Source organism: Streptomyces sp. NPDC055955, assembly GCF_042270245.1.
Classification (GTDB): Bacteria; Actinomycetota; Actinomycetes; order Streptomycetales; family Streptomycetaceae; genus Streptomyces.
Window position 1 is genome coordinate 480,826 of record NZ_JBHJYS010000002.1, and the last position, 24,269, is coordinate 505,094.

At 70.8% G+C, this 24,269-nt stretch carries 20 protein-coding genes; 8 read left to right on the forward strand and 12 right to left on the reverse strand.

Features of this window, described 5'->3' with window-relative positions; translation table 11 throughout:
* Nucleotides 1-9: 9 nt before the first annotated feature.
* Genes ACFC96_RS05420 through ACFC96_RS05435 form a run of 4 tightly spaced genes read right to left on the reverse strand, consistent with a single transcriptional unit; the run spans nucleotide 10 to nucleotide 2,339 of the window.
* Nucleotides 10-345 (reverse strand): DUF4312 family protein, encoded by a 336-nt coding sequence (locus ACFC96_RS05420; protein ID WP_340457086.1) that lies wholly within the window; start codon nucleotides 343-345, stop codon nucleotides 10-12.
* Nucleotides 342-707 (reverse strand): SFCGS family glycine-rich protein, encoded by a 366-nt coding sequence (locus ACFC96_RS05425; protein ID WP_100592857.1) that lies wholly within the window; start codon nucleotides 705-707, stop codon nucleotides 342-344. Before ACFC96_RS05425 ends, ACFC96_RS05420 begins: the two co-directional genes overlap by 4 nt.
* 55 nt (nucleotides 708-762) lie before the next feature.
* Nucleotides 763-1,173, reverse strand: coding sequence for a hypothetical protein (locus ACFC96_RS05430; RefSeq protein WP_376610341.1), 411 nt, complete (start codon nucleotides 1,171-1,173; stop codon nucleotides 763-765).
* The gene (locus ACFC96_RS05435; RefSeq protein ID WP_376610343.1) at nucleotides 1,170-2,339 is read right to left on the reverse strand and encodes an amidohydrolase/deacetylase family metallohydrolase; all 1,170 of its coding nucleotides are present in this window, start codon (nucleotides 2,337-2,339) and stop codon (nucleotides 1,170-1,172) included. The genes ACFC96_RS05430 and ACFC96_RS05435 overlap by 4 nt, the downstream gene beginning before the upstream one ends.
* A gap of 134 nt (nucleotides 2,340-2,473) precedes the next feature.
* Here ACFC96_RS05435 and ACFC96_RS05440 point away from each other — a divergent pair, with 134 nt between their 5' ends.
* A complete protein-coding gene (locus tag ACFC96_RS05440; protein WP_376610344.1) occupies nucleotides 2,474-3,340 on the forward strand; it encodes an IclR family transcriptional regulator in 867 nt (288 codons plus the stop codon).
* Nucleotides 3,341-3,446: 106 nt separating this feature from the next.
* Here the strand turns inward: ACFC96_RS05440 and ACFC96_RS05445 are convergent, their stop codons facing one another.
* The gene (locus ACFC96_RS05445; RefSeq protein ID WP_376610346.1) at nucleotides 3,447-4,913 is read right to left on the reverse strand and encodes a family 43 glycosylhydrolase; all 1,467 of its coding nucleotides are present in this window, start codon (nucleotides 4,911-4,913) and stop codon (nucleotides 3,447-3,449) included.
* A gap of 185 nt (nucleotides 4,914-5,098) precedes the next feature.
* Nucleotides 5,099-6,280: a sugar diacid recognition domain-containing protein gene (locus ACFC96_RS05450; protein ID WP_340457080.1), complete on the reverse strand. Its 1,182-nt coding sequence runs from the start codon at nucleotides 6,278-6,280 to the stop codon at nucleotides 5,099-5,101.
* Nucleotides 6,281-6,457: 177 nt separating this feature from the next.
* On the opposite strand from ACFC96_RS05450, the gene ACFC96_RS05455 reads away from it, so the two are divergent.
* Both ACFC96_RS05455 and ACFC96_RS05460 read left to right on the forward strand, forming a co-directional pair.
* The gene (locus tag ACFC96_RS05455) at nucleotides 6,458-7,966 is read left to right on the forward strand and encodes an MFS transporter (RefSeq protein ID WP_376610348.1); all 1,509 of its coding nucleotides are present in this window, start codon (nucleotides 6,458-6,460) and stop codon (nucleotides 7,964-7,966) included.
* Complete coding sequence (locus ACFC96_RS05460; RefSeq protein ID WP_376610349.1) at nucleotides 7,963-9,267, forward strand: NAD(P)/FAD-dependent oxidoreductase; 1,305 nt, start codon at nucleotides 7,963-7,965, stop codon at nucleotides 9,265-9,267. Before ACFC96_RS05455 ends, ACFC96_RS05460 begins: the two co-directional genes overlap by 4 nt.
* Nucleotides 9,268-9,314: 47 nt before the next feature.
* Here ACFC96_RS05460 and ACFC96_RS05465 read toward each other — a convergent pair whose 3' ends face one another.
* The 5 genes from ACFC96_RS05465 to ACFC96_RS05485 all read right to left on the reverse strand — a co-directional run bounded on the left by ACFC96_RS05465 (nucleotide 9,315) and on the right by ACFC96_RS05485 (nucleotide 16,865).
* Nucleotides 9,315-10,880, reverse strand: a complete 1,566-nt coding sequence (locus ACFC96_RS05465; protein WP_376610351.1) for a carboxylesterase/lipase family protein — start codon at nucleotides 10,878-10,880, stop codon at nucleotides 9,315-9,317.
* Nucleotides 10,881-10,938: 58 nt separating this feature from the next.
* Nucleotides 10,939-12,030 carry a 5'/3'-nucleotidase SurE gene (locus tag ACFC96_RS05470; protein ID WP_340459883.1) on the reverse strand — a complete coding sequence of 364 codons (1,092 nt, stop codon included), beginning with the start codon at nucleotides 12,028-12,030 and terminating at the stop codon, nucleotides 10,939-10,941.
* A 90-nt stretch (nucleotides 12,031-12,120) separates the two neighbouring features.
* Nucleotides 12,121-13,905 carry a glycoside hydrolase family 3 protein gene (locus ACFC96_RS05475; protein ID WP_376610353.1) on the reverse strand — a complete coding sequence of 595 codons (1,785 nt, stop codon included), beginning with the start codon at nucleotides 13,903-13,905 and terminating at the stop codon, nucleotides 12,121-12,123.
* Between the two features lie 128 nt (nucleotides 13,906-14,033).
* Complete coding sequence (locus ACFC96_RS05480; protein WP_376610355.1) at nucleotides 14,034-15,368, reverse strand: MFS transporter; 1,335 nt, start codon at nucleotides 15,366-15,368, stop codon at nucleotides 14,034-14,036.
* 471 nt (nucleotides 15,369-15,839) lie between these two features.
* A complete protein-coding gene (locus ACFC96_RS05485) occupies nucleotides 15,840-16,865 on the reverse strand; it encodes a LacI family DNA-binding transcriptional regulator (protein ID WP_376610357.1) in 1,026 nt (341 codons plus the stop codon).
* 479 nt (nucleotides 16,866-17,344) lie between these two features.
* Between ACFC96_RS05485 and ACFC96_RS05490 the strand changes: the two genes are divergently transcribed.
* The 5 genes from ACFC96_RS05490 to ACFC96_RS05510 all read left to right on the forward strand — a co-directional run bounded on the left by ACFC96_RS05490 (nucleotide 17,345) and on the right by ACFC96_RS05510 (nucleotide 23,181).
* Entirely contained in the window at nucleotides 17,345-18,172 is an 828-nt protein-coding gene (locus ACFC96_RS05490) for a polyphosphate polymerase domain-containing protein (protein WP_340457621.1), read from the forward strand.
* Nucleotides 18,169-18,846, forward strand: coding sequence for a DUF4956 domain-containing protein (locus ACFC96_RS05495; RefSeq protein WP_116506341.1), 678 nt, complete (start codon nucleotides 18,169-18,171; stop codon nucleotides 18,844-18,846). The genes ACFC96_RS05490 and ACFC96_RS05495 overlap by 4 nt, the downstream gene beginning before the upstream one ends.
* On the forward strand, nucleotides 18,846-20,657 hold the full coding sequence (locus ACFC96_RS05500) for a CotH kinase family protein (RefSeq protein ID WP_376610358.1): 1,812 nt from the start codon (nucleotides 18,846-18,848) through the stop codon (nucleotides 20,655-20,657). Before ACFC96_RS05495 ends, ACFC96_RS05500 begins: the two co-directional genes overlap by 1 nt.
* 176 nt (nucleotides 20,658-20,833) lie before the next feature.
* Nucleotides 20,834-21,586 (forward strand): response regulator transcription factor, encoded by a 753-nt coding sequence (locus ACFC96_RS05505; protein WP_340457595.1) that lies wholly within the window; start codon nucleotides 20,834-20,836, stop codon nucleotides 21,584-21,586.
* Complete coding sequence (locus ACFC96_RS05510) at nucleotides 21,583-23,181, forward strand: sensor histidine kinase (protein ID WP_376610360.1); 1,599 nt, start codon at nucleotides 21,583-21,585, stop codon at nucleotides 23,179-23,181. Before ACFC96_RS05505 ends, ACFC96_RS05510 begins: the two co-directional genes overlap by 4 nt.
* 216 nt (nucleotides 23,182-23,397) lie before the next feature.
* On the opposite strand, the gene ACFC96_RS05515 is transcribed toward ACFC96_RS05510, so the two are convergent.
* The gene (locus ACFC96_RS05515) at nucleotides 23,398-24,060 is read right to left on the reverse strand and encodes a histidine phosphatase family protein (protein WP_340457597.1); all 663 of its coding nucleotides are present in this window, start codon (nucleotides 24,058-24,060) and stop codon (nucleotides 23,398-23,400) included.
* Between the last annotated feature and the right edge of the window lie 209 nt (nucleotides 24,061-24,269).

The following is a 24,269-nucleotide window of genomic DNA, read 5'->3' on the forward strand; positions in this document are numbered from 1 at the left end:
CGGGTGTCCTCACCTCATGTGGAGCGCGTGCTGGAGCGGCGTCAGCTGCTCCTCGCGTACGGAGAATTCGATGGCGTCCAGGTCGAGTGCGGCGGTGCGCACCTCGATCCGCAGGGTCAGCTCGTAGCTGCGGCGCTCACGGGCGAAGAGCAGCCCCAGGAACCTTTCGGTCCAGCGGCGTTCGACCGCGGACGCGACCTCGACGGCGAGCGGCTCCACGCGGAAGCAGACGCCGTCCGTCAGCTTGCCTACGGCACCGGAGACCTGCTGCATGGCGGCGGCGAACGCCTTCTCGCGGGTGGGCCCGGTGCCGCTGACCCGGACCGTGTGCCGGTCCTCGATCACGCCGACTCCCCGAGCTTCTTCAGGAGCGCCTCGGTCACCTTGAAGCCGAGTTCCTCGCTGTCCAGGAAGCCGAAGCCCAGCACCGTCTTGCCCTGCTGCACAGCGGTGATCCCGGCCTGCGGGGAGCGCATGCCGAACTCGATGTCATGGCCGTACTTCGCCTTGGCGGTGACCGCGCCCGCGCCGCCACTGCCGCAGAACGAGATGCCGAGGGCCGCGCCCTCGGCGGCCATCACGTCGCCGACCTTCATGTCCGCGCCGGGGCCCGGGATCAGGATGGGTTCCCCGCCCGCCGCCCGTATGCCGTCGGCGACCGCCTGGCCCTTGCCGAGCCGGTGTCCGATCACGATCTTGACTGCCATGGTGCACTCCCTTTGTCGTCCGGTGATGTGGCTGGCCCGCTGGTGTGCGGGCCGGTCATGCGTGGGTGCCGTGTGCGGCCGGTGAGCTCTCCTGGAGCTGTCGCGCCGTCTCGAAGTGCAGGGCGAGCAGCACGACTTCGGTGTCCCGGGCGGCATGGCCCAGGGATGCGCCGTGCGCGTCGATCAGCTCGCGGGCGGCGGACAGCGGGCCCGCCGTGATCTCGTCGGCCACCGCGGGGTCCAGCGCGTCGAGGTGTTCGCCGGCGCGTACCCGGCGGACGAAGCCGAGGGCGTGGACGGCGAGCGCGAGCCGGCGGCCCTCGTCGAGGAAGATCCTCTCTGCCGCGGCGCGTTCCTCGATCAGCGGGAGCAGCCGGGCCAGGGCGTGGCGGTCCTCGTCGCGCACAGGCTCGGCGGTGTCCGCCACGGCGCCGGTGAGCGCCTCGATCAGGGGGTCGTCGGTCATGCGGTGGCCTTTCGGATAGGCGTCGGGCGCCCGGCGCGGACGGTCGCGACGGGCGCGAGCCAGGTTCCTGCCGGGCGGGTGGCTCCCTGGGCGTCGGTGAGCAGGTCGGGCGTCGCGCGGTCCTGGAGCAGACTCAGGTCTCCGGCGGCGCCGGGCCGCAGCGATCCCAACTCGCCTGCCATGCCGAGGACTTCGGCCGGGTGCGTGGTGGCACACCGGATGACCTCCGGCAGCGACATTCCCAGGGCGAGCATTTTGGACAGGGTGTGGCAGAGGTCCCGCACCGGCCCGTTCATGTTGCGTGCGTGCAGGTCGGTGCTGATGGTGTACGGACGGATGCCGGCCGCCAGCGCCCGTTCCGCGGTGTCGAACGCGAAGCTGGCGCTGCCGTGTCCGACGTCGAACAGGACACCGCGCTCCAGTGCCGCCCGGACCTGCGGCAGGGGTTCGGCTCCGTCGCCGAACAGCCCGCCGGGCTTGCCGTGGAAGGCGTGGGTGACGACGTCGCCGGGCCCGAGCAGGTCCAGGACGTCGCCGAAGGCCGGCGGCGCGTTGCCGACGTGGACCATGACCGGCAGCGCGTGCGCCGCGGCGAGTTCCCTGGCCGTGCGCAGCGGCGCCAGACCGCTGTCGCCGAGGACCGACCGGCTCATACGGACCTTGATGCCCCGCACTGCCGCCGGGTTGTCGGCGAGGATCCGGCCGGTGGCCGCGACATCGATGTCGGCCGCACCGCCGACGAGTTCCCGGGTGCCGTGGACGAGGCCGTGGCGGGAGATGTTGAGCCAGCTCAGCACCCGGGTGGCGGCCGGGGCGACGACCGAGGAGGTGAAGTGCGGCCAGTGGTCACTGCCACAGCTGCCCGCGTCGACGACCGTCGTCACCCCCTGCCTCACACCGGCCGTATCGGCCGGGACTCCGAGGCCGGTCGCGCCGTCGTAGATGTGCGTGTGCAGGTCGATCAGACCGGGGGTGACCAGCAGGCCCGCCGCGTCGTACACCTCGGCGCCGGACGGGTCGAGCGTCCCGGCCGGGCCGACCGCGGCGATCCGGCCGCCGGCGAGCGCGACGTCGCCGGGCTCGACGGCGCCCCGCTCGGGGTCGACCACCAGCCCGCCGAGAATCACAAGATCGAATCGGTTTGTGTCGGATGCCTGCACAGCCATGGACGGCGGCCTTCCAAGGAGCATGAGATAGGGCGCGGGGGAACAACTGCGTACGGAGCACCGAGGCGTTCCGTAGGGTAGATTCGCGTTCCGTAGAACGGACTGAACGCTAGCCGGATGCCTTCGGAGGGTCAATGGATCGCGAAGAGTCGCTGAAATCGACGGGCGCCCCGACGAACGCCTCGTCAGCTACGCGTAAACCGGCACCGCCGGAACTCCGGCCCGAGGGCGAGCACACAACCGCCCCGGGACAGTCCGAGACCTCGGGCCCGGTCAACTCGGTGGCCAAGGCACTGCGCGTCCTGCACGCACTCGCCCACCCGGACGCCCCCCACAAGCTGGGCGAGATCGCCGAGCGCTCCGGAGTCCCCAAGGCCAGCACCCACCGCATCCTCGCGACCCTGATCGAGGAGGGCTACGCCGTCCCCGACGGCGAGGGGCGCTACGGCATCGGCACCCAACTGCGCGCACTGGCCGCCCAGGTGCTCTCGGACGACACCGTCGGGATCGACGCGGTCCTGCGGGCACTCCAGCAACGCCTGGGCCAGGCGATCCACTTGGCGGTCCTCAGCGGCGACCACGCCACCTACACCCACAAGGTCGACCCCGGCCTCGCCTACCGCATCGCCACCGAAGTGGGCACCCGCCTCCCCCTGCACGCCTCAGCCGCCGGCAAGGTGCTGCTGGCCCACCTGCCCGAGACGGAGACGAAGGCGCTGCTCGACCGCACCGGCCTCCCGGCCCGCACCTCCCACACCGTCACCGACCGCACCACGCTGCTCAACCAGCTGGACACGATCCGGCACACCGGTTTCGCCATGGATTACGAGGAAGCCGACGAGGCGATCTGCTCCCTCGCCGCTCCCGTACTCGACACCGACGGCTATCCCGTCGGCGCCGTCTCGGTGTCCTCCCTGGCCGCCCTCGTCACCGAGGACCAGCTCACCGCGTTCGCCCCGGCGGTCCGCCAGGCGGCCCAGGAGGTCTCCCGCAGACTCTGACGCACACCCCCGCCCACGGTGCCCGCACGACCTGCGCGTCAGTCATGAGTACGCGTTGTCGCCCGCCCCCTGTGCGGGCGACAACTGCGCCCGTGCGCCGCCGCGTTCAGTCGGTGTAGACCTCCGCACGGTCGACGCTCACGAACGACGCGGTCGACTGCGCGTTGTGCTGACCCGTGACCCGTACGCGCAGCGTGTGGTGCCCGGGGGAAAGCCTCGGGCTCAGATACTGGACCGTCTCCCCGGTGCGGACGGCGCCGTAGAAGTCGACGCGTTGTTCCGGTCCGCCGTCGATGCTCAGGTCCGCGTAGCCGTTCCCCACGTCGCGTACGGACAGCAGGGCGATGCGGGTGCCGTCGAAGGTGAAGGTGGCCGAGGCGTCGGCGCGGTCGCTCCAGTGGTCGTCGCTCCAGAAACACTGGGTCCCGCAGCCGGTGCCCGAGTTCCAGGTGCCGCTGTAGGCGACGGTCCCTGGACCGTCGGAGCGGCCGTCGTCGTTGATCCAGTAATTGCCGGCCCCAGGGTCCCCCGAGGGCAGGTCCTGCGTGGCGCCCATCGCGAGCGGTCGGCCGAAGTTTGGGCTGCCGTCCGCGTTCCAGCCGAACTTCTGGGCGCGCGTGGTGCGGTTGCTGTACGTGGACGTGCTCGTCGTCTTGGCGTGGTAGACGATCCAGTCCTCGGTGCCGTCGGGCGACTTGAACAACGCGTGGTGCCCCGGCCCGAAGACGCCGTGGTCGTCGGCGCGGGAGAAGACGGCGCCCTGGTGCTGCGTCCAGTTGCCCGGTACCAGCGGATCGGCCGTGTCCGGGAGCGACATCATCCAGATCTGGTAGTCCGGCTTGCCGGTGTCGCACGTCGAGTACGTCATCCACGTCCGGCCGTTGCGGTTCAGGAACTCCGGCCCCTCACGGACCTCCGGGCAGCCGCCCGCGGCGTTGATGGCCACCGCGTCGCCCGAGAGCGTGTAGGGGTTGGCGAGCGGTGCGATGTTAAGGCCGTTGTGCTGGTACTGGTTGATGCCGCTGTAGGCGAGGTAGAGGCGCCCGTTGTGCTGCAGGACGCCCGCGTCGATGGCGAAGTCGTTCGCGTGGTTGGGCGGCGCGAGCTCGGCCTTGAAATGGTAGGGGCCCGCCGGGTCGTCACGGTCCGACTCCAGGACGTAGAGGCGGTGATGGTCGTCCACGCCGTCGTCCGCGGTGTAGTACATGTACCAGCGGTCGCCGAACCGGTAGAACTCCGGCGCCCAGATGTCGCGGTTGCGCGAGCTGTCCGTGTCGGTCCACACCGTGATCGGATCGGCCGTCAGCAAGGTGCTCAGGGACGGGGATCGCCACATTCTGATGCTGTCGCCCTGCGTTGTCGTCAGGTAGTAGTTGCCGTTCCAGTAAGTCATGTACGGATCCGGGCCACTGTTCAGAGGATTGCGGAACCCGCCCGACGCGGCGGCGACCGTGCGCGGCGCGCCGGGCGACGGGTCGGCCGACGCCGGAAGGACACCGCCGACGAGTGCCAGGAGCGCACCGAACGACACGACGATCCGGCGGACGGCGCGGAGAGTGCTCGGCAGGGACATGGGCAGCCCTTCGGAGGCGGCTCCCCGAGGGGAGACCGGCACGGGAGCGCGACGTCGTTACATCGATGTAAACCTGTGGCGTCACCGTAGGGACGACTGCGACAGCTGTCAATCACCCAGCAAAATCAAGGGACTTCGGGTCATTTTCCGGCCGGGCGCGGCGCAGGCCGATCGCCTCGGTCCGGCTACGGCGACGGCTCCGTCCGGCAGGCCAGGTAGAGGGCTATGCCCTCGGCCGGCTCGCGGACCGGGCGGCCCGAGAGGCGGGTGATCTTGTCCAGGCGGTAGAGCAGCGTGTTGCGGTGGATGTGCAGCAGTCGCGCCGCCCCGACGAGGCTGAAGCCGCCCTCCGCCCAGGCGATGAGGGTCTCGCGCAACTGCGGCCAGTCCGGGGCTTCGGGCAGCGTCCCCAGCACGGCGTCCCGGAAGCGGCTTCGCGCCTGCGGCGGTACGGAGGCGAGCAGTTGAGGGACGCGGACCTCGTGGGCGGCGAAGACCGTGCGGGAGGCGTCGAGCCGCGGTCCGAGACGGAGTGCCGCGGCGGCGTCCTGGTATGCGGCGTGCAGTGCGGCCGGGCCGGTGGCGGGCTCCGCGTGGCCGATCGTCGGGTGCGCGCCGGCGCGCTCGGCGAGCAGGGCGCACAACTGGGCGCAGCGTTCCGGGAATCGCCCGTCGGGGTCGTGATGGAGGACGAAGACGTGACCGGAGTCGAGGTGCCCGAGGAGGTCCTGCCGGTGGCCGAAGACCGAGCCGGCGGCGCGGAGCACGGCCGACGGTGAGACGTCGGGCGCCTCGGGCCCGCCCGCGGCGGCACGGGTGCCCAGGAGCAGCGCACGGCGGGGCAGCGCGGGACTGAAGCCGAGTTCGGTCATCCGGGAGGACAGGGTGGCGGCGTCGACGAGATCGGGGTCGTAGTAGGCGATGCCGCGCAGGAGGTCGTGGACGGCACCGGCGTGCAGCATCCGGCTGCGGGTCGCGGCGGCTTCCTGGAGCAGGATCTCGGTCTGCCGCTGGACCACCAGGCCGAACTGGCGCACACGGGCGGGCGACCCGGTCAGGCCGACCGTACCGACCGCCTCGTCCCCGAGGAGCAGCGGAAGGCTGACGCCCGGGCGCACCCCGCTCAGCGGGCGCGCCTGGGCGGCCGTGTGCGCGGTGGGCCGCAGGGTGCGCAGCACGTCGAGCGAGGCTTCGTGCACCGTGCCCAGGCGTGCCGGGTCGCCGCTGCCGATGACGACGGCGTCCGCGTCGGTGATCAGCACATTGAAGCCGACGATGCGGCTGATGTCCTGGGCGATCTCGTGGGCGAGCTTCGGGGTCAGTACGGCCGAGGCGGCAACGGGCAGGGGGAGGCTGTCGGACTTCATCGTGCGGATCGTACAAGGGCAACCCGCTGATGGCCTGAGGGTCCTGGACGCTCCGCACGATGACCGGCGGGAGGGCCGTGACTACCTTCGTCTCCAGCGTTCGGCGCCGCCGTCCGTCCCCGATCTCCTTCACCTCTGTTCTCCCTCCCGTCCCCCTCTGTCTGCCAGGAGCTGCACATGGCCGCCTCCCCCGGTTCCCCGGGCGCCGTCGCCGCACCGTCCACGGGCGGCACCTCCCCCGACAGTTCCCGCACGAACTCGCGTGCCGGCTGGCTCATCACGTTGTACGCCGGTGGCGGTGAGTTCTGCGACGGCTACATCCTCAGCATCATCGGGGTCGCGCTCCCCCTGGTGACCTCGGCCTTCCGACTGGGCCCCGGCGGCGCCGGGTTGATCGGCTCCGCCTCTCTCGTCGGCATGTTCGCGGGCGGCCTCGCCTTCGGGTACGTCACCGACCGGATCGGCCGGCGCAAGGTCTATCTGGCCGCGATCGCCGCGTTCATCGTGCTGTCGGCCCTGCAGTACGGCGCGGACGCGGCCTGGCAGCTGGTGGTCCTGCGTTTTCTGATGGGCGTGGCGATCGGCGCGGACTTCGCGATCGCGGGCACGATCGCCGCGGAGTTCGCTCCGGAACGCTCCCGCGGACCCTTGATGGTCGTCCTCGTCACGATGTGGTCGGCGGGCGCCGCGGTGGCCTACGCCGTCGGCTGGCTGATGCTGCGCGGCGGCCTCGACGACTGGCGTCTGCTGCTCGCGAGCAGCGCCGTGCCGGCGGCGGTGGTTCTCCTGTTGAGGCTGCGTACGCCGGAGTCGCCCCAGTGGCTGTTGAGCCAGGGCCGCGTCGAGGAGGCGCGGGCCGTGCTGCGCAGGATGGGCGGCGACGTCGGCGCCCTGGTGGCACCGGTACGGCCCGCCGTCACGCCGCGCTACAGCGACATCTTCCGCAACGGTTACGGCCGGCGCACGCTGTTCGTCTGTCTGTTCTGGTGCTGCCAGCTGCTGCCGATCTACGCGATCACGACGTACGAGCCGACCATCCTGGCGTCCTTCGGGCTGGGCGAGGGTACGGACTCCTATCTCGGAGCCGTCGCCGTGCAGTTGTTCTTCGTGCTGGGTTCTCTCTCCGGCATGCTGATGGTCAACCGGGGCCGGCGCGCCCTGCTGCTCTGGAGCTTCGGGGCCTCCGTGCTGCCGCTGGCCGGGCTCGCCGCGGTGGCCGACCCGCCTGTGTGGCTGGTGGTGCTCCTGTTCGCCGTGTTCGGCGTGACGGCCTTCGCGAGCCAGTGTCTTCAGGCGCTGTACCCCTCGGAGCTGTTCCCCACCGAGGTGCGGGCCACCGCCAACGGTTTCGCTGCCGGTGTCAGCCGGGTCGGCGCGGCGATCGGGACCTTCGGCGCACCGGTGCTCCTCGGCCACAGCACGCGCCTCGCCATGCTCGTCGGCGCGGGCATCGCGGCGGCCGGCTGGCTCGCCACGCTGGTGCTCGCTCCGGAGACCCGCGGCCTGTCGCTGGACGAAGCGGCCGCCTCGGACGAGCCCGACTCGTCGCTCAACGCACCGGACCGCTCCCTCGCGACCCCCACGGGCACCGCCGCGTCAGCCGCGTCCGCCCCCTCCACCTCGTCCACTCCGACCGCTCCCTCCACCTCCTCCACCTCCTCCACCGAAGTCACGGACCTCATATGAACACCCTCCCCTCCGCCACCCCCCAGTCGGTGATCGTCATCGGTGCGGGCGTCATCGGACTCGCCTGCGCCCACTACCTGCGCGAGGCCGGCCTGGACGTCACGGTCCTCGAACGCGACCGGGTGGGCAGCGGCGCCTCACGCGGCAACGCCGGCGAGATCTGCCCCGGCCTCGTGGAGCCGCTGCCCGCGCCCGGCGTGGTCACGAAGGCCCTGCGCGGCATCCACCGCCCCGACAGCGCCCTGCACGTCCACCCCCGCCCCACCACCGAACTGGTCCGCTTCCTCACCGGCTTCGCCCGGCGGGCGAACCGCCGCGACCACCGGCGCGGCGCACAGGCTCTCGCCGGGTTCGCCCAGGACACCTTCGCGCTGTTCGAGGAGCTGGAGCAGCTCGGTGCGGACGGCGCGGCGCGCAAGGAGGGCTATCTGTTCGCGTTCCCGTCGCGCGAGGACGCGGGCCGTGCTCACGCCTCGTTCGCCGCGCTGGGTGCGCCGCTGTCGGCGGACGGCGTGCTGGACCGTGCCGGTATGGCCACGACGGAGCCGGCGCTCTCGGACGCCGCCCGGGCGGGATTCGTCGTCGAGGATCAGTGGTCGGTCGACCCGTCCAGGTTCGTCGACGGCCTGACCGCCCGGCTCCGGGACAACGGCGTACACATCGTGGAGGGCGCCCGGGTCACCTCGGTCGACGAGGTACGGGGCGGGGTGCGGGTGCGGACCTCGGCCGGCACATATGGCGCGGACCGTGCCGTCGTGGCCGCCGGTGTGTGGTCGCAGACGCTGCTGCGGGGCCTCGGTGTCGACCCCGGCTTGTTCCCCGGCAAGGGTTACAGCTTCTCGGTGCGTTCCCAGCAGCCGCTGCGCCGGCTCGTCCACCTGGGAACGGCACACGTGGTGCTCACCCCGCTGGACGAGACCGGCGAACGGATCCGGGTGGCGGGCACGATGGAGTTCGAGGCCGACGCCGACCGCTACCGCGAGGCCCGGGTCCGGGCCATCGTCGCGGCCGCCCGCCCCTATCTCGAGGGCGCCGACTGGGCGGACCGCGAGGAGGAGTGGGTGGGCGCCCGGCCGCTGACGCGTGACGGACTGCCCCTGATCGGGGCGGTCCCCGGCACCTCGCGGATCGTCGCGGCGGGCGGTCACAACATGCTCGGCCTGATGCTCGCCCCGGCGACCGGGCGCGCGGTCGCCGGTCTGGTGACCGGGGACCGCGCGGCGGCCGAGGCAACCCGCCCGTTCGCCCTGGAGCGGCTGGCCCGGCGGCCCCGTACGAAGCGCGAGCCCCAGCGGGCCTGACAGCGCACCGACCGGCCACCGCTCCTCTTGATCGCCTGCCTCACCCGCTACTTCAGCCGGGCGTCGTCGGACTGTGCTGCGGGGGCGGTGAGCAGGGCGCGTACGTCGGCATAGCCGTCGCCCGTGTCGGAGGAGCGGGTGTCGAAGATCCGCGTGGCCGGGGCACTGGAGGTCCAGGGTGTCCATCCCGGCCTGCCGTCGCGGATGAACGCGACCGCCGCGCCGTGGACATCCGTGGCAAGGGTCCTGGGCGGCTCGGCACCGGCCACGGCGGTGACCCCTTCGGTGCCGAGGCAGTCGAAGTGGAAGGGCACGTCGAGGCAGTGCGTGGCCAGGCCGAGGACGGGCGAGCGCCAGGCGAAGCGGTACAGCCAGGTGGGGGCGGTGCCGCGGGCCCGGGCGACCCTGGCCACGGCGGTGCGGAAGACGTGGTCCGTGACGTACTGGCCGACGACGTCGGCCGTGTCCAGGTCCGGGTGATCGGCGACGTACGCGGTGGCGACGGTCTCGTCCACGCCGCACCCGGTGAGGATCCGGGCCGGCGCCGCCGTGGCGAGTCGGTCCCGCACGGGGTGCAGCGCCATCGTGAACTCGTGGTCGGTGGCCCCGAGTACGAGCTCCTTGTCGGCTCCCACACCGGCCGCGAGCGCGTCCAGGGTGGGCTGAGGGATCAAGTCGCCATCGGCCATCGGAGCAAAGGGCAGGCTTTTGGTGATCAGGCCGGCGATCCCTGACAGAGCATCTTCCGGGTCCGCGCCTGTGCTCGTCTTCGTATTCGTATTCGTATCTGCGTCGGTGTCCGTGTCTGTGTCCGTCGGCAGGGATGACACCTGTTTCTGCAGATCGAGGATCTGTTCCTCGCTCAGCCGGGACAGTCCGGATCGGGTCGGCTGTACGCCGCCCAGTTCGGCCAGCTTTCGGCCCACACGTTCCGCCCCGGCCGTCGATGCCTGCGAAACCGGGCCGGACAGGCAGTGCACGCGCTGGAACAGGTGCTGTGCGCGGGGCATTCCCAGCAGGGTCAGTACGGCCGCGCCGCCCGCCGACTGACCGGCGAGGGTGACCCGGTCGGGGTCTCCGCCGAAGCGCCGGATGTTGTCCCGCACCCATTCGAGGGCCAGCAACCAGTCACGGACGGCGCGGTTGTGCGGTGCGTCGGAGATCCACCCGAAGCCGTCGAAGCCGAGCCGGTAGCCGACCGAGACGACGACCACCCCGTCGCGGTTGAAGGCGGCGCCGTCGTACCAAGGGCTCGCCTGGGATCCGGCGACGAAGCCACCCCCGTGGATCCACACCATCACCGGCAGGCCGGCGTCCGGAGAGAGGTCGGGGGTGAACACGTTGAGATTGAGCGTCCCGTCGCCCGGAACGCTGGGCTCAGGGATGAAGGTGACCTCGGCCAGGGGGCGTCGTTGCGCGGTCGGCCCGTAGGTGGTGGCCTCCAGGACGTCTGACCAGGGCTCGGGAGGAACGGGCGCGGCGAACCGGAGTTCGCCGACAGGGGGTTGGGCGTAGGGGATGCCGAGGAATCGGACGCCGCTCGCACGGCGCTCACCGCGCACGGGGCCGTGGGCGGTGCGGACGACGGGGCGCTCCGCGGGGTGGTCGGTCACTGGTTGCTCCTGGTGTCTTGTACGGCGTCGAGGTGGAGGGGTCGGGGTCTGCCCCGGCTCACGGGCGCGGGGCATCATGCTCGACGTAGTGCTTCAGCTTCCGCAGGTTCTTCCCGTCGTCGACGGTGGCACCGTAGGTGCGGTCCGCGGTGACGGGCGCGACGGCGACATGGCCGCTGAGCAGCGCGGTGGAGTCGGCCCGCCGCACGGTTTCCGTGCAGGGGTCGCCGGGCCTGTCCGCACAGACGCCGGGGACGATGTCGAAGGTGTCGCCGCTGCCTCGGCGTGCCGCGTAGTCGTGCCAGACGACCTTTCCGTGGCCGATGTCGGTCCACAGGGGCGCCTTGGCCCGTCTGCCGGTGCTGACGTCTGGGTAGTCCACCTTGACAGCGAATGTGCCGGTCAGCAGGGAGCGTTCGCGCATTCCGGCGAGAAGTCGGGTGCCGAACTCGGCGGTGGCCCGGTAGTTGGCGACGGGGAAGTCGGTGTTGGTGCTGTCGCCGGACGACGAGGAGAAGGCGAGGGCGGGAACGCCGTCGTCGATGGCGGCGACAGCGGCGCCGACGGTACCGGAGTCGTTGACCTGCGCGCTGACGTTGGGCCCGGAGTTGATGCCGGTCACGACCACGTCGGGGCCGTCGGTCCAGCCGGCCTTGGCGGCGAGGCCCGAGCGGAGGGCGAACTTGACGGTGTCGGCCGGCGTCGCGCTCGGCGTGCCGGAGCCACAGGCGTCGTCCGACAGGCAGACTCCGTAGACGGGCGAGCCGGACGGTGCGCCTGCGCAGTCGTTCTCGTAGCCGGCGGGCAGCCGTGTGCGCCGAGCCAGCGTGAGCGCGCCGCCGTTGGTGACGGCGGTGCCCTTGCCGGACTGCACCTGCCACGGCGCCATGACGACGACGTCGGCGCCCGCCGCGCACAGCGCCTTGCGCATCTCGTAGAGGCCCAGTCCGTCGGCGTGGGAGGCCTTGGCGGCTTGCATGGAGTCGTCGTCGGACAGCAGGACGCGCAGTCCGGCCAGCGGTTCGGCCGAGGGTTCCGCGTGGGTGGCGGTTTCCGTGGCCTGCGGCAGGGCGTCGGCCGCCGCGGTGAGGCTGGTGAGTACGGCGGCGGTGGTGGCGAGCACGATGCGGGGGCGGGAGGTGGTGGGCATGGTGGGCTTTTCCCTTTGTTCACGTCGGAGGCGGTGGCCGGCGCGGCTGCCGGCCACCTGGTGTCTGCGCATCCCGAACGGTTCGGGGAGTCAGAGGGGCAGTCCGTGTCCGTGCGGGAAGACGGGGTCGGCGGTGTCGTCTGGTACGTCCGGGCGCGAGTCCGCGACGGCCGCCATGGAGCGGGGCAGCTCGAAGGGCAGGCGCCCCTCGCCGGCGGCCCGGCCGAAGGCGACGTCCAGCAGCGCGGTGTCGCTCGCGCCGTAGTCGGCGATCAGCGCGGACGCCTTCTCGGCGATCTCCGGGATGACGGCGGGCCGCTCCAGGTTGATGCAGACAAGGGTCGGCACGGTCTCCAAGAGGCGCACGATGTCGCGCAGTTCCTCGTCGGGGAAGTCGAGTCGCCCGGAGTGGAAGAACGCCTCGAACCTGCCCTCCCGCGGCTCGTACGGCGTGCGCAGCCGCAGGATCGCCAGTTCGGCGGCGCCAGGGTCGGCGACCACCTCGCCATAGGCGGCCGCCGCGTCCGCCGAGACTCCTCGGACGTACAGCTTCGGCCGGGTCCCGGTGACCGGGAGTGTCCGCTCGTGGTTGGTCAGCACGGTCAGGGAGCGGCGCTGTGCGGCCTCGCCCGCCGCGCGGAACTCACTGTTGCCGACGGTCTCCTCGGCCCTCCCGGGATCGACGAAGGGGTTGTCGAACAGTCCCAGCCGGAACTTGTCGCGCAGCAGGCGCCGCACCGAGGCGTCTATCCGGGACTCCCGGACGCGGCCCGAGCGGACCAGTTCCACGATCACCTCCGGGCAGGCTTCACCGCCGAACTGGTCGGCTCCGGCGTGGAGGGCCTTCGCCGCCCGCTCGGCGACGCCGAGGTGTTCCACTCCCCAGGCGCGCGCCTGGTGCAGTTCGCCGAGGATCGTCGCGTCGGTGAGCAATCCCCAGTCGGTGCACACGATGCCGGTGAAGCCCAGCTGATCGCGCAACAGGTCGGTGACGACACCGCGGTTGAAGCCGAAGCCCACCTCCTCCCAGTCCGTGCCGATCGGCTGGCCGTAGTACGGCATGATCTGCGCGCACCCCGCGGCGACGGCGGCGCGGAAGGGCAGGAGGTGGTGGTCCCGCATGCCGCCGGGATACACCTGCTCCTTGCCGTGCGGGAAGTGCGGGTCCTCACCGTCCTTCTGGGGGCCGCCGCCCGGGAAGTGCTTGACCATGGCGCTGACGGAGCGGCTGCCCAGCTCCTCCCCCTGCAGCCCGTGGACGTACGCCTGCACCAGCTCGGCGGTGAGGGCGGCGTCCGAGCCGAAGGTACCCGTCTGGCGGGACCAGCGCGGCTCGGTGGCCAGGTCGATCTGCGGGTGGAGTGCCACGCGCAGGCCGACGGCCAGGTACTCGCGTCGGACGGTGTCGGCGAACTGGTGCACCAGTTGGGGATCGCGGGTCGCGGCCAGACCCAGCGGCTCGGGCCACGCGGAGAACGGTCCCGCGGTGAAGGACGCACCCGGGTTGTCGGTGAAGGCGTGCCGAGGGTCGGTGGAGAGCGTGACCGGTATGCCGAGGCGGGTGCCGGCGGCGAGTTCCTGAAGGGCGTTGTGCCATTCGGCCATCTGCCGGGCGCCCGCGGCGCCCAGGACGTTGAAGTGGCTCAGGAGACGTGTGCGGATCAGTCCGGTGGTGTCCGTGGGCACCATCGCCTCGTCACCGTTCTCGACCGTGCGTCCGTCCGGATGCAGAGGGAGCACGGTGTGGAAGACCTGTCCGGCCTTCTCCGCGAGGGTCATGCGGGCCAGGAGGTCCTCGACGCGCTCGTCGACGGGTCGGGACGGGTCCTGATAGGGGTGGCCTTCGTTACGAGGCGCGCGTGCGGTGCTGGTCATGGGTGCTCCAGGGCGAAGGGAACGGAATCCGGGGGGCGGCGCAGGGTGCGGATCGGGACACGGCCGGCGTCCCGAGGGCGGCGGTCACGGCGCGGACGCGGAGGGGACGGCGTGGCGGGCCGGACGGATCAGCGAACGCCCCGGACGCGCAGTACACCCAGCGCGCCCACGAGGGAGACGGCCGCGGCGACCGGGAACAAGGCCTCGTAGCCGCCGGCGGCGACGATCCAGCCGGCGAAGGTGGGGGCGAGGATCTGCGGTCCGGCGTTGGCGATGTTGATGACGCCCATGTCCTTGCCCACGTCGGCCGCGCGCGGCAGGACCTTGGTGATCAGGGCCATGTCGACGGCCATGTAGGCGCCGAACGCCAGGCCGCCGACGATGTTGTACGTGAGCATGCCGCCCTGCGTGGGCCACAGCACCGGGAGCGCCAGGGCCAGCGCCGCGACGACGCCGGAGGCGAACACGAACGGCTTCACCCTGCCGACCTTGTCGGCGAGAGGTCCGAGGAGGACGGTGGCGGCGACCGTGCACAGCGCGTTGACGACCATCAGGAAGCCGACGGTCGGCAGCAGGTCCTGGGGCGGGACCTTGATGTAGTCGGCGAGCAGGTACAAGTTGTAGGTGAGGACGATGAAGTAGCCCAGCATGACCCCGAGTCGTGAGACGAACGCCCAGCCGAAGTCCGGGTGCCGGCGGGGGCTGACCCAGAAGCCGCCGAGGAACTCCCTGAGTGAGAACGGCTCGCGCGGCAGGTCACGGGCGTCGCGGTCCGGGGACAGGACGACGAACACGAGCGCGGCGACGACGATGACGGCGGCTGTCAGGTAGTAGCCGTTCTCACCGGCGAACCGGCCGCCGAATCCGCCGATGACACCGTCCAGGCCGAACTTCGTGCCGGGCACCCCGCCGATGATCAGTGCCGCCGCGATCGTGCCGAGCGGCACGCCCAGACCGACCAGCGCCGAGAAGGTCCCGTACCGGGCGGCCGGGACGCGGTCGGGCATCGCGGCGGTGAGGGCGGCCTGGTAGCCGTTCATGATGAACTGCACGACGCCCCAGCTCAGCCCCAGCAGCGCGATGCTCGTCGCGTGCGCCTGGGCGACCAGGGCCAGTGCGCCGAGCAGCGCGCAGAGAAGGATCCACGGAGCCCGGCGGCCGAACCGGGACCGGGTGCGGTCGGACAGCTGCCCGAACACCGGGTTGCCGATCGTCGCGAGGACGGCCCCCGCGGTGCTGGCGGTGGACAGGGCGGATGTGTCGTTCGTGCCGGTGATCCGGGCGACCTGGATGGGCAGCAGGAAGCTGCCCACGCCGAGCCACAACAGGTAGAGCGCGATGTTGGCGGCCGGCAGCGTGACGTAGAGCCGTGCGAGGCGCCGGGGAGGCGCGGGTGCGTCGGCGACGGTGTCGGCGCCGACGACGGCGGTCGCCGTCACGTTTTCAGGAAGTGAATGGGTCATGGTGAGGCCCCTTGAAGAGCGATGCCGATGAATGCGGACGCGGTGGGGGCGCGCGTTGAGGAGGACAGTAGGTGACACGTGTAATCAGCGGAAGAGGTCTGACGGCATGAGTTGTGTTCTGATCGACTGTGAAGCCACTCAAGCGTTGAAAACTTGAAGCCATTGATCACGTGGGAGCGACGTCTCCGTCAGCCGCGGCGCGGTCACCACGTGCGGCGACCCGGCTGTTGCGCCACCCTGCGGACCGCCCTGGCCAGGGTCTTCCGTCTGGACCGGGCCGGCCCAGGGAGCGGGGCTGGTGCCGTGCAGTGCAAGGCGGGGAAAAATACCCACGCGGAGCGTCGGCGACCGACAGCAACACCGCGATGCGCGTCACCAGGCTCCGCGAGCCCGGCATGATCCAAACGATCCGGCATGATCCGAACCACCCGGCATGATCCGAACCACCCGGCATGATCCGAACGAAAAGCCCTACGTGGTCTCCCGGATCACCAGACCTGTCCGGAGGTACGAACGGGTCTCCGTAGGCGTGTCGGGTGTGCCGATCAGGCGGTCCAGCATCGCCGCGATCTCACGTGCGGGCGTGAAGTCCATGCGCACGGTCGTCAGCTTCGGACGGAGGAGTCTGCCGATCAGCAGATCGTCCGCGCCCACCACGGCAACGTCCTCCGGGACACGCAGCCCGGCGTCCTGCAGGGCGCGTACGGCGACGGACGCGTGTTCGTCGTTGTAGGCGAACAGTCCGTCGACCCTCGTCTCGACCACCAGCTCGGCCCACTGCGCCGCCGCGCCGTCGTCGAGGGAGAGTTCCTGCCTGACGACGGTGACGGAAGGGTGTGCTCGCGCGGCGGTCTCAGCACCGGAGAACCTGGGCTCGGCGAACCCGCGCAGCGACACGTCGGCGGGCACGATCACACCGATGTTCCTGCGTCCGACCGCCACCAGGTGCTCCACGGCCATCGCGCCCACCTGCACCTGGTCCGCCACCAGCGCGTGCGCGCCGGGGACCGGCGACGGACCGGCGCTGACAACGACCCCGATCCCGGCCCGGTGCAGCAGGGCGACGGCCTGCTCGTCCAGACTGTCGTCCATCAGCGACAGCACCGCGTCGGGCCTCAACTCGGCCCACCGGCGAGCGGCCTCCGCGCCCCGCTGACCCGTCGGGCCGTAGAGCACAGCCGTGTGGCCGAGTTCCGCGAGAGCCGACTGCAGCTCGGCGAAGTACTGGGCGAACAGCGGCCCCGCGGTCACGGCCGGGGTGGTGAGCAGAACGATCCCGCTTCGCCCCGCGCGCAGTGCCCGCGCCACGGCGTGCGGCACGTAGCCCAGCTGCCGGGCCGCTTCCCTCACCCGCTCCCGGGTTGCCTCGCTGACGCGTCCGCCGCGGGTGTTGTTCAGGACATACGAGACGGTGGCCCTGGAGACGCCGGCGGCGCGTGCCACATCTTCACTGGTGGGCGGGGTGCCGGCCGGGCTGTGCGAGGACTTCGAGGCCATGATGGCCCATCATCGCAGAAGAGACCGGTGCCCTGACGTGATCGATGCCGGGTGACGTCGCCTCCCGGGCGGACGGCCGCCACACCACCTGCCGCATGCCTCTCGCTCCGGGGGAACGAACCCGGGCACGGAGGAATGGCCCGGTCGAAATCAGTCCTTCGCCCACGACGTTCGAAACGCTCGACCTGTCGGGGATTTCGATCACTTGGGTGCTGCGTTTTCCGCGCCCCCACCGGATCCGCCCCCTCCGTCACGCTTCGTTCATCTTCCCGTTGCCTCCAAGACTCCTGCAATCAACCCGTGATTCTCATGGGCTCCTCATGTGCCGTTGGTTGCGTGTGCGAGGCCGGTCGGTCCGCAACGTATGAGCAAGGAGGCGCATGGTGTTCCTGTCGAAGGCAGCCGCGGCGCGCGAGGGCCGGGCTGACAAGGCCCCGGTGACGGACGGCGGGGATCAGGAGAGCGAAGAGCCCCTGCATGTGGCCAGTCGGCTGCACGCGTTCAACCGGTTCGAGCTGAAGTACCTGGTCCCGGTCGATCAAGCGGCCGAGATCCGCGACGAGTTGGCCGAGCGGATGGACGCCGACCTCTACAGCCCGGTCGGCGGGTACGGCGTGTGGAGCCTGTACTACGACACGCCTCAGCTCCGGTTCTACTGGGAGAAGATCGAAGGCCTAAAGTTCCGCCGCAAGCTGCGTATCCGCCACTACGGAAACCTCGACGGGGTCACCGACGAGTCGCCGGTGTGCGTGGAGATCAAGCAGCGCGTCAACCGGGTCACACAGAAGCGCCGCATCACCCTTCCCTACGGTGTCGCACGGCAGTTGTGCGACGAGCGGAAGATGGTGGACCACTCGGCGAAGGAGAGCGCCTTCATCCAGGAGGTACTCGAACTGGTCGTGCGGCTCGATCTGCAGCCCACCGCGATCACCGGATATCAGCGCGAGGCGCTCGTCGGGCGGGACGCGGACACCGGCCTGAGGGTCACCTTCGACCGCCGGATCCGCGGCCGGGACCGGGACTTCCACTTCGGCACCCCCACGCCTGAGAACCGGTTCACGATCCCGCCGCACATGACGGTCATGGAGATCAAGGTGAACGAGCGCACCCCGCACTGGATCACCGACCTGGCCGCGCGGCGCAATCTCAGCCTCGTCCGGATCTCGAAGTACGTGCAGTCCATCGAGGCGTTCGGCCTGGCCCCGCGTTCGGTCTTCCACATCAACGAGGCGGACTACCCGCCGCCCACCCCCACCCCTATCGAGCAGCAGTCGCGGGACGCACTGCTGAAAGCAGGAGCACAGTGAATTTCGATCTGCAGGAACTCAGCGGCACGTTCAGCGTGGCCGACGTCGTGGCGGCGATGGCGCTGTCGTTCATCCTGTCCACGGTGATCGGGTACACGTACCGGTACACGCACCGCAATGTCTCCTACAGCCAGTCCTACGTGCAGACCCTGGTCATCGTCGGCATGATCGTCGCCCTGATCATGCTGATCGTCGGGTCCAACCTCGCCCGCGCGTTCTCACTGGTCGGCGCGTTGTCCGTCGTCCGTTTCCGCAACGCGGTCAAGGAGACCAGGGACGTCGGCTTCATCTTCCTGGCCATGGCGATCGGCATGGCCTGTGGTGCCCGGTTCTACACGCTGGCCGCGGTCGGCGCCGTCGTGATCTGCGCGGTCGTCCTGGTGATGTTCAAGTTCAACTGGTTCGCGCTGAACGTGCAGCGCCAGGTCGTCAAGGTGCAGGTCCCGGCCGGGGACGACTACACGCCGCAGATCCGTGACGTGCTGATCAAGTACACGAGCGAGTTCGAGCTGGTGAGCACGGAGTCCATACGCGGCGGTGCGCTCAGCGAGATCTTCTACACGGTGCGCCTGAAGAAGGGCGCCGAGCCCGGCGACCTCGTCAGCGCCCTGCAGGAACGCACCTCCGGCCAGCGGGTCACCGTTCTGACCGGTTACGACACGACGGATCTGTGATGCTTTCGGACAGGGTGAAGCGGCGACTGCGGGACCGGCTGCCCGTCCGCCTGCGCCACCACTGGAAGCCGGTCGCCTCCCTGGGTGTCGGCCTCGCCGCGATGGCCGCCTTCCTCGGTGACGTGCGGATCTCCCCGTACGTCACGTCGTCCTCGCGCGTCGAGGCGGACGCCATCACGGACGACGTCGAGGGAACCGTGGACCTGTACGACACCAGCGTGTCTCACTCCATCCAACTCGCGTACCAGCAGACCGACTTCGACAAGATGATGAAGGAGTTCAAGGAGGACGGCACCAAGGACTACATCGAGGCCGACCTCACCATCGACGGCGTGTACCTCAACGACGTCGGGATCCGCCTCAAGGGCAACTCCACTCTGTCGTCCCTGCGCGGCAGCAAGGGCATGCCCGGTGGCGGCCGGGCCCTGCCCGGTGGCGCGCAGGGCGCTCCCGCCGGCGCCGCCGGTGGGGCCGGCGGCCGGGACCGCGGCCAGGGCCAGAAGGCGGGCGGCGCCCCTGGCGCGGCCGGCGGCATGGGCGGCATGGGCGGCATGGGCGGCATGGTGCAGTACAACCTGTCCGCACAGAAGCCCGAGGAACTGCCCTGGCTCGTCAAGATCGACGAGTACGTCGAAGGCCGCGCCTACCAGGGCGAGCGGGAGATCTCGCTGCGCCCCGGCAGCAACGGCCAGGTCCCGGCCAACGAAGCGCTGTCGCTGTCGCTGACCAAGGAGAGCGGACAGAAGGCCGAGCGGTACTCCTTCACCAAGCTGAAGGTGAACAACCGGCCCACCGCCACCCGCCTCATGGTCGAGGCTCCCGACACCGACTACGCCGACGACGTCGCCGACGGCAACGGCGTGCTCTACAAGGCCAAGGCGAGCGGCAGCTTCGAGTACCGCGGGGATGACCCCAGCGACTACGAGAGTTCCTTCAAGCAGCTCAACAAGAAGGGCAGCCAGGACCTCGAGCCGGTGATGAAGCTCATCAAGTGGGTCAATAGCGCCTCGGACAAGGAGTTCGCCCGCGACCTCGACCAGTACGTCGACGTCGACTCCCTCGCCACCTATCTCGCCGCGCAGAACCTGCTGCTGAACTTCGACGACATGGCCGGCCCGGGCAAGAACTACCTGCTCTGGTACGACCTGGACACCAAGAAGTTCTCGGTACTGGGCTGGGACTACAACCTGACCTTCAGCGGTGACGCGAAGGCCGGGCCCGACGACTCGATCAGCATGGGTGGCGGGATGCCTGGTGGTGGCGGGATGCCCGGCGGTGCCGGCGGAACGGGGAACACCGGCAAGTCCGGCACCGACAAGGGCGACACGCAGCAGCCGCCCGCAGGCGGCGGCGCACCGTCGGGCGCGCCACAGGGCCGACCCGACGCGATGCCGAGCGATGCCCCCGAGGGCATGCCGAGCGGGATGCCCGAGGGTATGCCTTCCGGCCTGCCGTCAACGATGCCTTCAGGGATGCCGGAAGGCATGCCCGGCGGGGCAGCCGGCGGCGGGAACGCGCAGGGAGGCCAGGACGGCGGGAAGGCGAAGGGCGGCGGCTTCATGCAGCACGCCCTGAAGACCAAGTTCCTCGACTCCGACGCCTTCGACGGCGTCTACAAGAAGGCGTACCGCGAGCTGTACGAGAAGTTCTACGGCTCGGGCGCGGCGGCGAAGAACCTGAAGGCCGTCGCGGAGCAGGCCCGTTCCGCGGGCGCCGGCTCCAAGGAACTGGACACCGCCGTGGCCAAGCTGCAGAAGACCGTCACCGACCGCGCCGCGGCCCTGGCCAAGGACGAGGACGTGACCGGCTGAGAACTCCGGCATCCCGGGCCGGCCCTGCCCCCGAAGGCGCCACCCGGGATGCCGGAAACCGCCCATTCAAAGCCGATTCACACCTTTCACGTACAGGGTCTTTGTCTACCATCGCGCCGCACGACGGGGATCCGCCCCGCCGCGGCCACACTGCCCGTACTCCGAGGTGCCAGAACGTGATCGACCAGCACACCCCTACGCGTACGCCCGTCACCGGGCACACCGTCCTGGTCGTGGAGGACGACGCCAGCATCCGCACCCTGCTCACCTCCGCTCTCAGCGCCGCCGGCTACGCCGTGGCGAGCGCGGCCGGCGGACAGGAGGCCATGTTCGAGGCAGGAAGCCGCCGACCCGACCTGATCGTCCTCGACGTCATGCTGCCCGACACCGACGGATTCCAGCTCACCCGCGACCTGCGCGCCCAGGGCGTCTACACACCGGTGCTGTTCCTCACCGCACGGACCGGCTTCGAGGACCGCATCATCGGCCTGAGCTCCGGCGGCGACGACTACGTCACCAAGCCCTTCCACGTCCAGGAAGTGCTGCTGCGCATCCGCGCCATCCTGCGCCGCAGTGGCGCACCGGCCTCCACCACCGGCGCCCGCCCACCACTGCGCTACGCCGACCTCACCCTGGACGAGAACACCCACGACGTGCGCCGCGCGGACCGTCCGCTGAAACTCTCACCGACCGAATTCCGCCTCCTGGCCTGCCTGTTGGCCCACCCCGAGCGTGTCCTGGAGAAGGCCGAGATCCTCCAGCAGGTCTGGCAGTACGACTTCTCCGGTGACACCCGCATCGTCGACACGTACGTCAAGAACCTGCGCCGGAAGATCGACCGTGACGCGCCGTCGCTGATCCACACCGTACGAGGGGTCGGCTACTGCCTGCGCCTGCCGCGCGACGAGACCGACACCGCAGCACGATGAAATGGCCACGTCTTCCGCGCCCGCGCTCCCTGCGCAGCCGCCTCGTCCTGATCGCCGGACTGCTGGCCACCAGCGCCGTCCTGCTGTGCCAGCTGGCCGGCCTGACCGTGCTCCGCGGCTGGCTCACCGACCAGGTCGACGACCGGCTCTCGCACTTCCGTCCCCCGGACCGCGCCTACCAGGACATCGCCGGGAACGGAACGCTGCGGCCGCCGAACGCGGACAACGCGCTGCCCTCGGACTATCGCGTCTTCTTCTACGACCGGAGCGGACGCCTGCTGCGCACCCATCTGGGAAGCAGCGACGTCCCGGGCCCCCGGCTGCCGCGCCAGGCAGCCGACCTGAACCTGTCCGCCGGGCGGCCGAGCACCCTCCCGGCCGAAGAGGGTGCCCACGGGTCCGGCTGGCGGGTGGTCTCCTACGACGGCCCCGACCACATGCGAGCCGTCGTCGCCCTGCCGCTGGACACCGTCGACGGCGCCACCACCAAACTCCTCTGGCTCAGCCTCGGGCTCGGCGCTGCCGTCGCCGTCGGAGTCGTCGTCCTGGGCAACGGCGCCGTCCGCCTGGGCCTGCGCCCGCTCAGCCGCGTCGAGCGCACCGCCCAGCACATCACCGAAGGCGCCCTGGAACTCAACGTGCCCGGGGCGGACCCGGACACCGAAGTCGGCCGGCTCGGCCTCGCCCTCAACACCATGCTCGACCGCCTGCGCACGGCCCTGCACCGCACGGAGACCTCCGAACAGCAACTGCGCCGCTTCCTCGCCGACGCCGGCCACGAACTGCGCACCCCGCTCACCGCCGTCCAGGGCTTCGCCGAACTCCTCTTCGACGAACCCGACATGGCACACAGGCGGCGTCATGAGGCACACACCCTGATCGCCCACAACGCCGACCGGATGAGCCGCCTCGTCGACGACCTCTTCCTCCTGGCCAAACTCGTCGACAGCGAAAGCAGCACGCCCGCCGCACACCGCGAACCCGTCGACCTGCTCTCTCTCGCAGCCGACGCCATCGCCACCACCGCGATTCGCCACCCCCACCGCGGCATCACCCTGGAGCCCCTGGCAACCCACGCGACCCGCCACGACAGCGACCTCGACATCATCGAGGCCCCCGGCGACCCCCACCAACTCGCCCAAGTCCTCGGCAACCTGCTCTCCAACGCCTGCGCCCACACCCCCGTCGACACCCGCATCCACGTCCGGGTCGGCGCCACCCACGTCCACGTGGCCGAGGGCCTCGGCAGCGGCCCACAGCTGCCACCCGGCGCACCCGTCTGCGTCATCGAGGTCGCGGACAACGGCCCCGGCATCAAGCCCGACGAGGCCCCCCACGTCTTCGAGCGCTTCTACCGCGCGACACCTCTCGATCAGCCGGCCGCATCCGAGGCCGCGGCCGCACCCCCGGCCGCCCCGGAACCCGGCTCCGGCCTCGGACTCGCCATCGCCACCGCCATAGCGACGGCGCACGGCGGCCGTCTCGAACTGGACAACCGCCCCGGCGACGGCTGCACCTTCCGACTGCTCCTACCCGATTCGGCCACCGCACCGAAGGACGACACCGACGAGGCTGACCACGATCCGAGGCGATGACTTCAGGGACGCGCCGGAGGGTGCCGACGCCGATGGACCGGGACTCATCACGCAACACCTGACGCTCCCCGAAACCCCAAAGACACGCCCGAGAGTGCCGACGCCGACAGGCCGGCACTCAGCACGCAACACCTGACACTGCCCGGCACCGAAGCCGGCCCCACGCCGCTTCGGCGCACACCATGTCGGGTCTGATTCCGTCGCCCGGCCCTCTGCTCAAGCTGCCTGAATCGCCTCTCCGGCCGGGCCACCGTCCTCCGGCGAGCTTCCCTCCGGCCCGAGCGGGCTGCCTTCCCACACAAGCGTCCGCCAGCCCTGGTCGGGCGAGCCGGAGAGGACGACGACGCCCGTGTTGGCCAGCGGGCGGCTCGACGCGTACGCCACGTCCACGTTGGCCGCCCGTGCGGCCACCCACATCCGGATCGCGGCACCGTGGCTGACCATCGCCACCGTCTCCGCTCCCGACCTGGCGGCCTCCGCAACCACGGAATCGAAGCGCCCCAGGGCCTCCACGCCGTTTTCGCCCCCAGGCATCCGGCGTTCCACGTCGCCCGCGGACCAGGCGAACGCGGTGGCGAGGTACAGGGCGGCAGCCTCGTCGTCGCCCCGCATCTCCAGCTCTCCGGCGGCCAGCTCCCGAATCCCGTCCCGAACCTGGACCTCCAGCCCCGTCGCGGCGGCCAGAGGGGCGGCTGTCAGCTGGGTACGCAGCAGCGTGGACGCGTACAGGGCATCGATCGTCTCCCCCGCCAACGCCGGCGGCAGCGCGGCCGCCTGGTCCTGCCCCAACGGCGTCAGTCCCGGGCCCGGCGCCGTCGTGTCCAGCAGGTGCTTGAGATTGGACGGGGTCTGGCCATGACGTATGAGCAGCAGGCGCATGCGGGAACTACCTCCTCGGAACGGAACACGTCCTACCACCCTCCCACCTCAACCTGCCTCCAACCGCATGAGGAAGCCGTCCCGCACCCACGCCCCGCGACCGCGGACATGGCTCCGTCAGGTCGCGGACACGGCCTACTCCCGGTCGCGGTCGTAGCAGCGTGGGCGAAGAGCAGGTCAGAGGTCCCGCAGGGCCGGCCTGACGACAC

Excerpts from the sequence above, each read along its gene's own strand:
- ACFC96_RS05485 (WP_376610357.1), bottom strand. The coding sequence starts at position 16,865 with ATGGCCTCGAAGTCCTCGCACAGCCCGGCCGGCACCCCGCCCACCAGT.
- ACFC96_RS05435 (WP_376610343.1), bottom strand. The coding sequence starts at position 2,339 with ATGGCTGTGCAGGCATCCGACACAAACCGATTCGATCTTGTGATTCTC.
- ACFC96_RS05425 (WP_100592857.1), bottom strand. The coding sequence starts at position 707 with ATGGCAGTCAAGATCGTGATCGGACACCGGCTCGGCAAGGGCCAGGCG.
- ACFC96_RS05445 (WP_376610346.1), bottom strand. The coding sequence starts at position 4,913 with ATGTCCCTGCCGAGCACTCTCCGCGCCGTCCGCCGGATCGTCGTGTCG.
- ACFC96_RS05455 (WP_376610348.1), top strand. The coding sequence starts at position 6,458 with ATGGCCGCCTCCCCCGGTTCCCCGGGCGCCGTCGCCGCACCGTCCACG.
- ACFC96_RS05450 (WP_340457080.1), bottom strand. The coding sequence starts at position 6,280 with ATGAAGTCCGACAGCCTCCCCCTGCCCGTTGCCGCCTCGGCCGTACTG.
- ACFC96_RS05440 (WP_376610344.1), top strand. The coding sequence starts at position 2,474 with ATGGATCGCGAAGAGTCGCTGAAATCGACGGGCGCCCCGACGAACGCC.
- ACFC96_RS05475 (WP_376610353.1), bottom strand. The coding sequence starts at position 13,905 with ATGACCAGCACCGCACGCGCGCCTCGTAACGAAGGCCACCCCTATCAG.
- ACFC96_RS05430 (WP_376610341.1), bottom strand. The coding sequence starts at position 1,173 with ATGACCGACGACCCCCTGATCGAGGCGCTCACCGGCGCCGTGGCGGAC.
- ACFC96_RS05515 (WP_340457597.1), bottom strand. The coding sequence starts at position 24,060 with ATGCGCCTGCTGCTCATACGTCATGGCCAGACCCCGTCCAATCTCAAG.
- ACFC96_RS05460 (WP_376610349.1), top strand. The coding sequence starts at position 7,963 with ATGAACACCCTCCCCTCCGCCACCCCCCAGTCGGTGATCGTCATCGGT.
- ACFC96_RS05500 (WP_376610358.1), top strand. The coding sequence starts at position 18,846 with ATGCTTTCGGACAGGGTGAAGCGGCGACTGCGGGACCGGCTGCCCGTC.
- ACFC96_RS05480 (WP_376610355.1), bottom strand. The coding sequence starts at position 15,368 with ATGACCCATTCACTTCCTGAAAACGTGACGGCGACCGCCGTCGTCGGC.
- ACFC96_RS05510 (WP_376610360.1), top strand. The coding sequence starts at position 21,583 with ATGAAATGGCCACGTCTTCCGCGCCCGCGCTCCCTGCGCAGCCGCCTC.
- ACFC96_RS05470 (WP_340459883.1), bottom strand. The coding sequence starts at position 12,030 with ATGCCCACCACCTCCCGCCCCCGCATCGTGCTCGCCACCACCGCCGCC.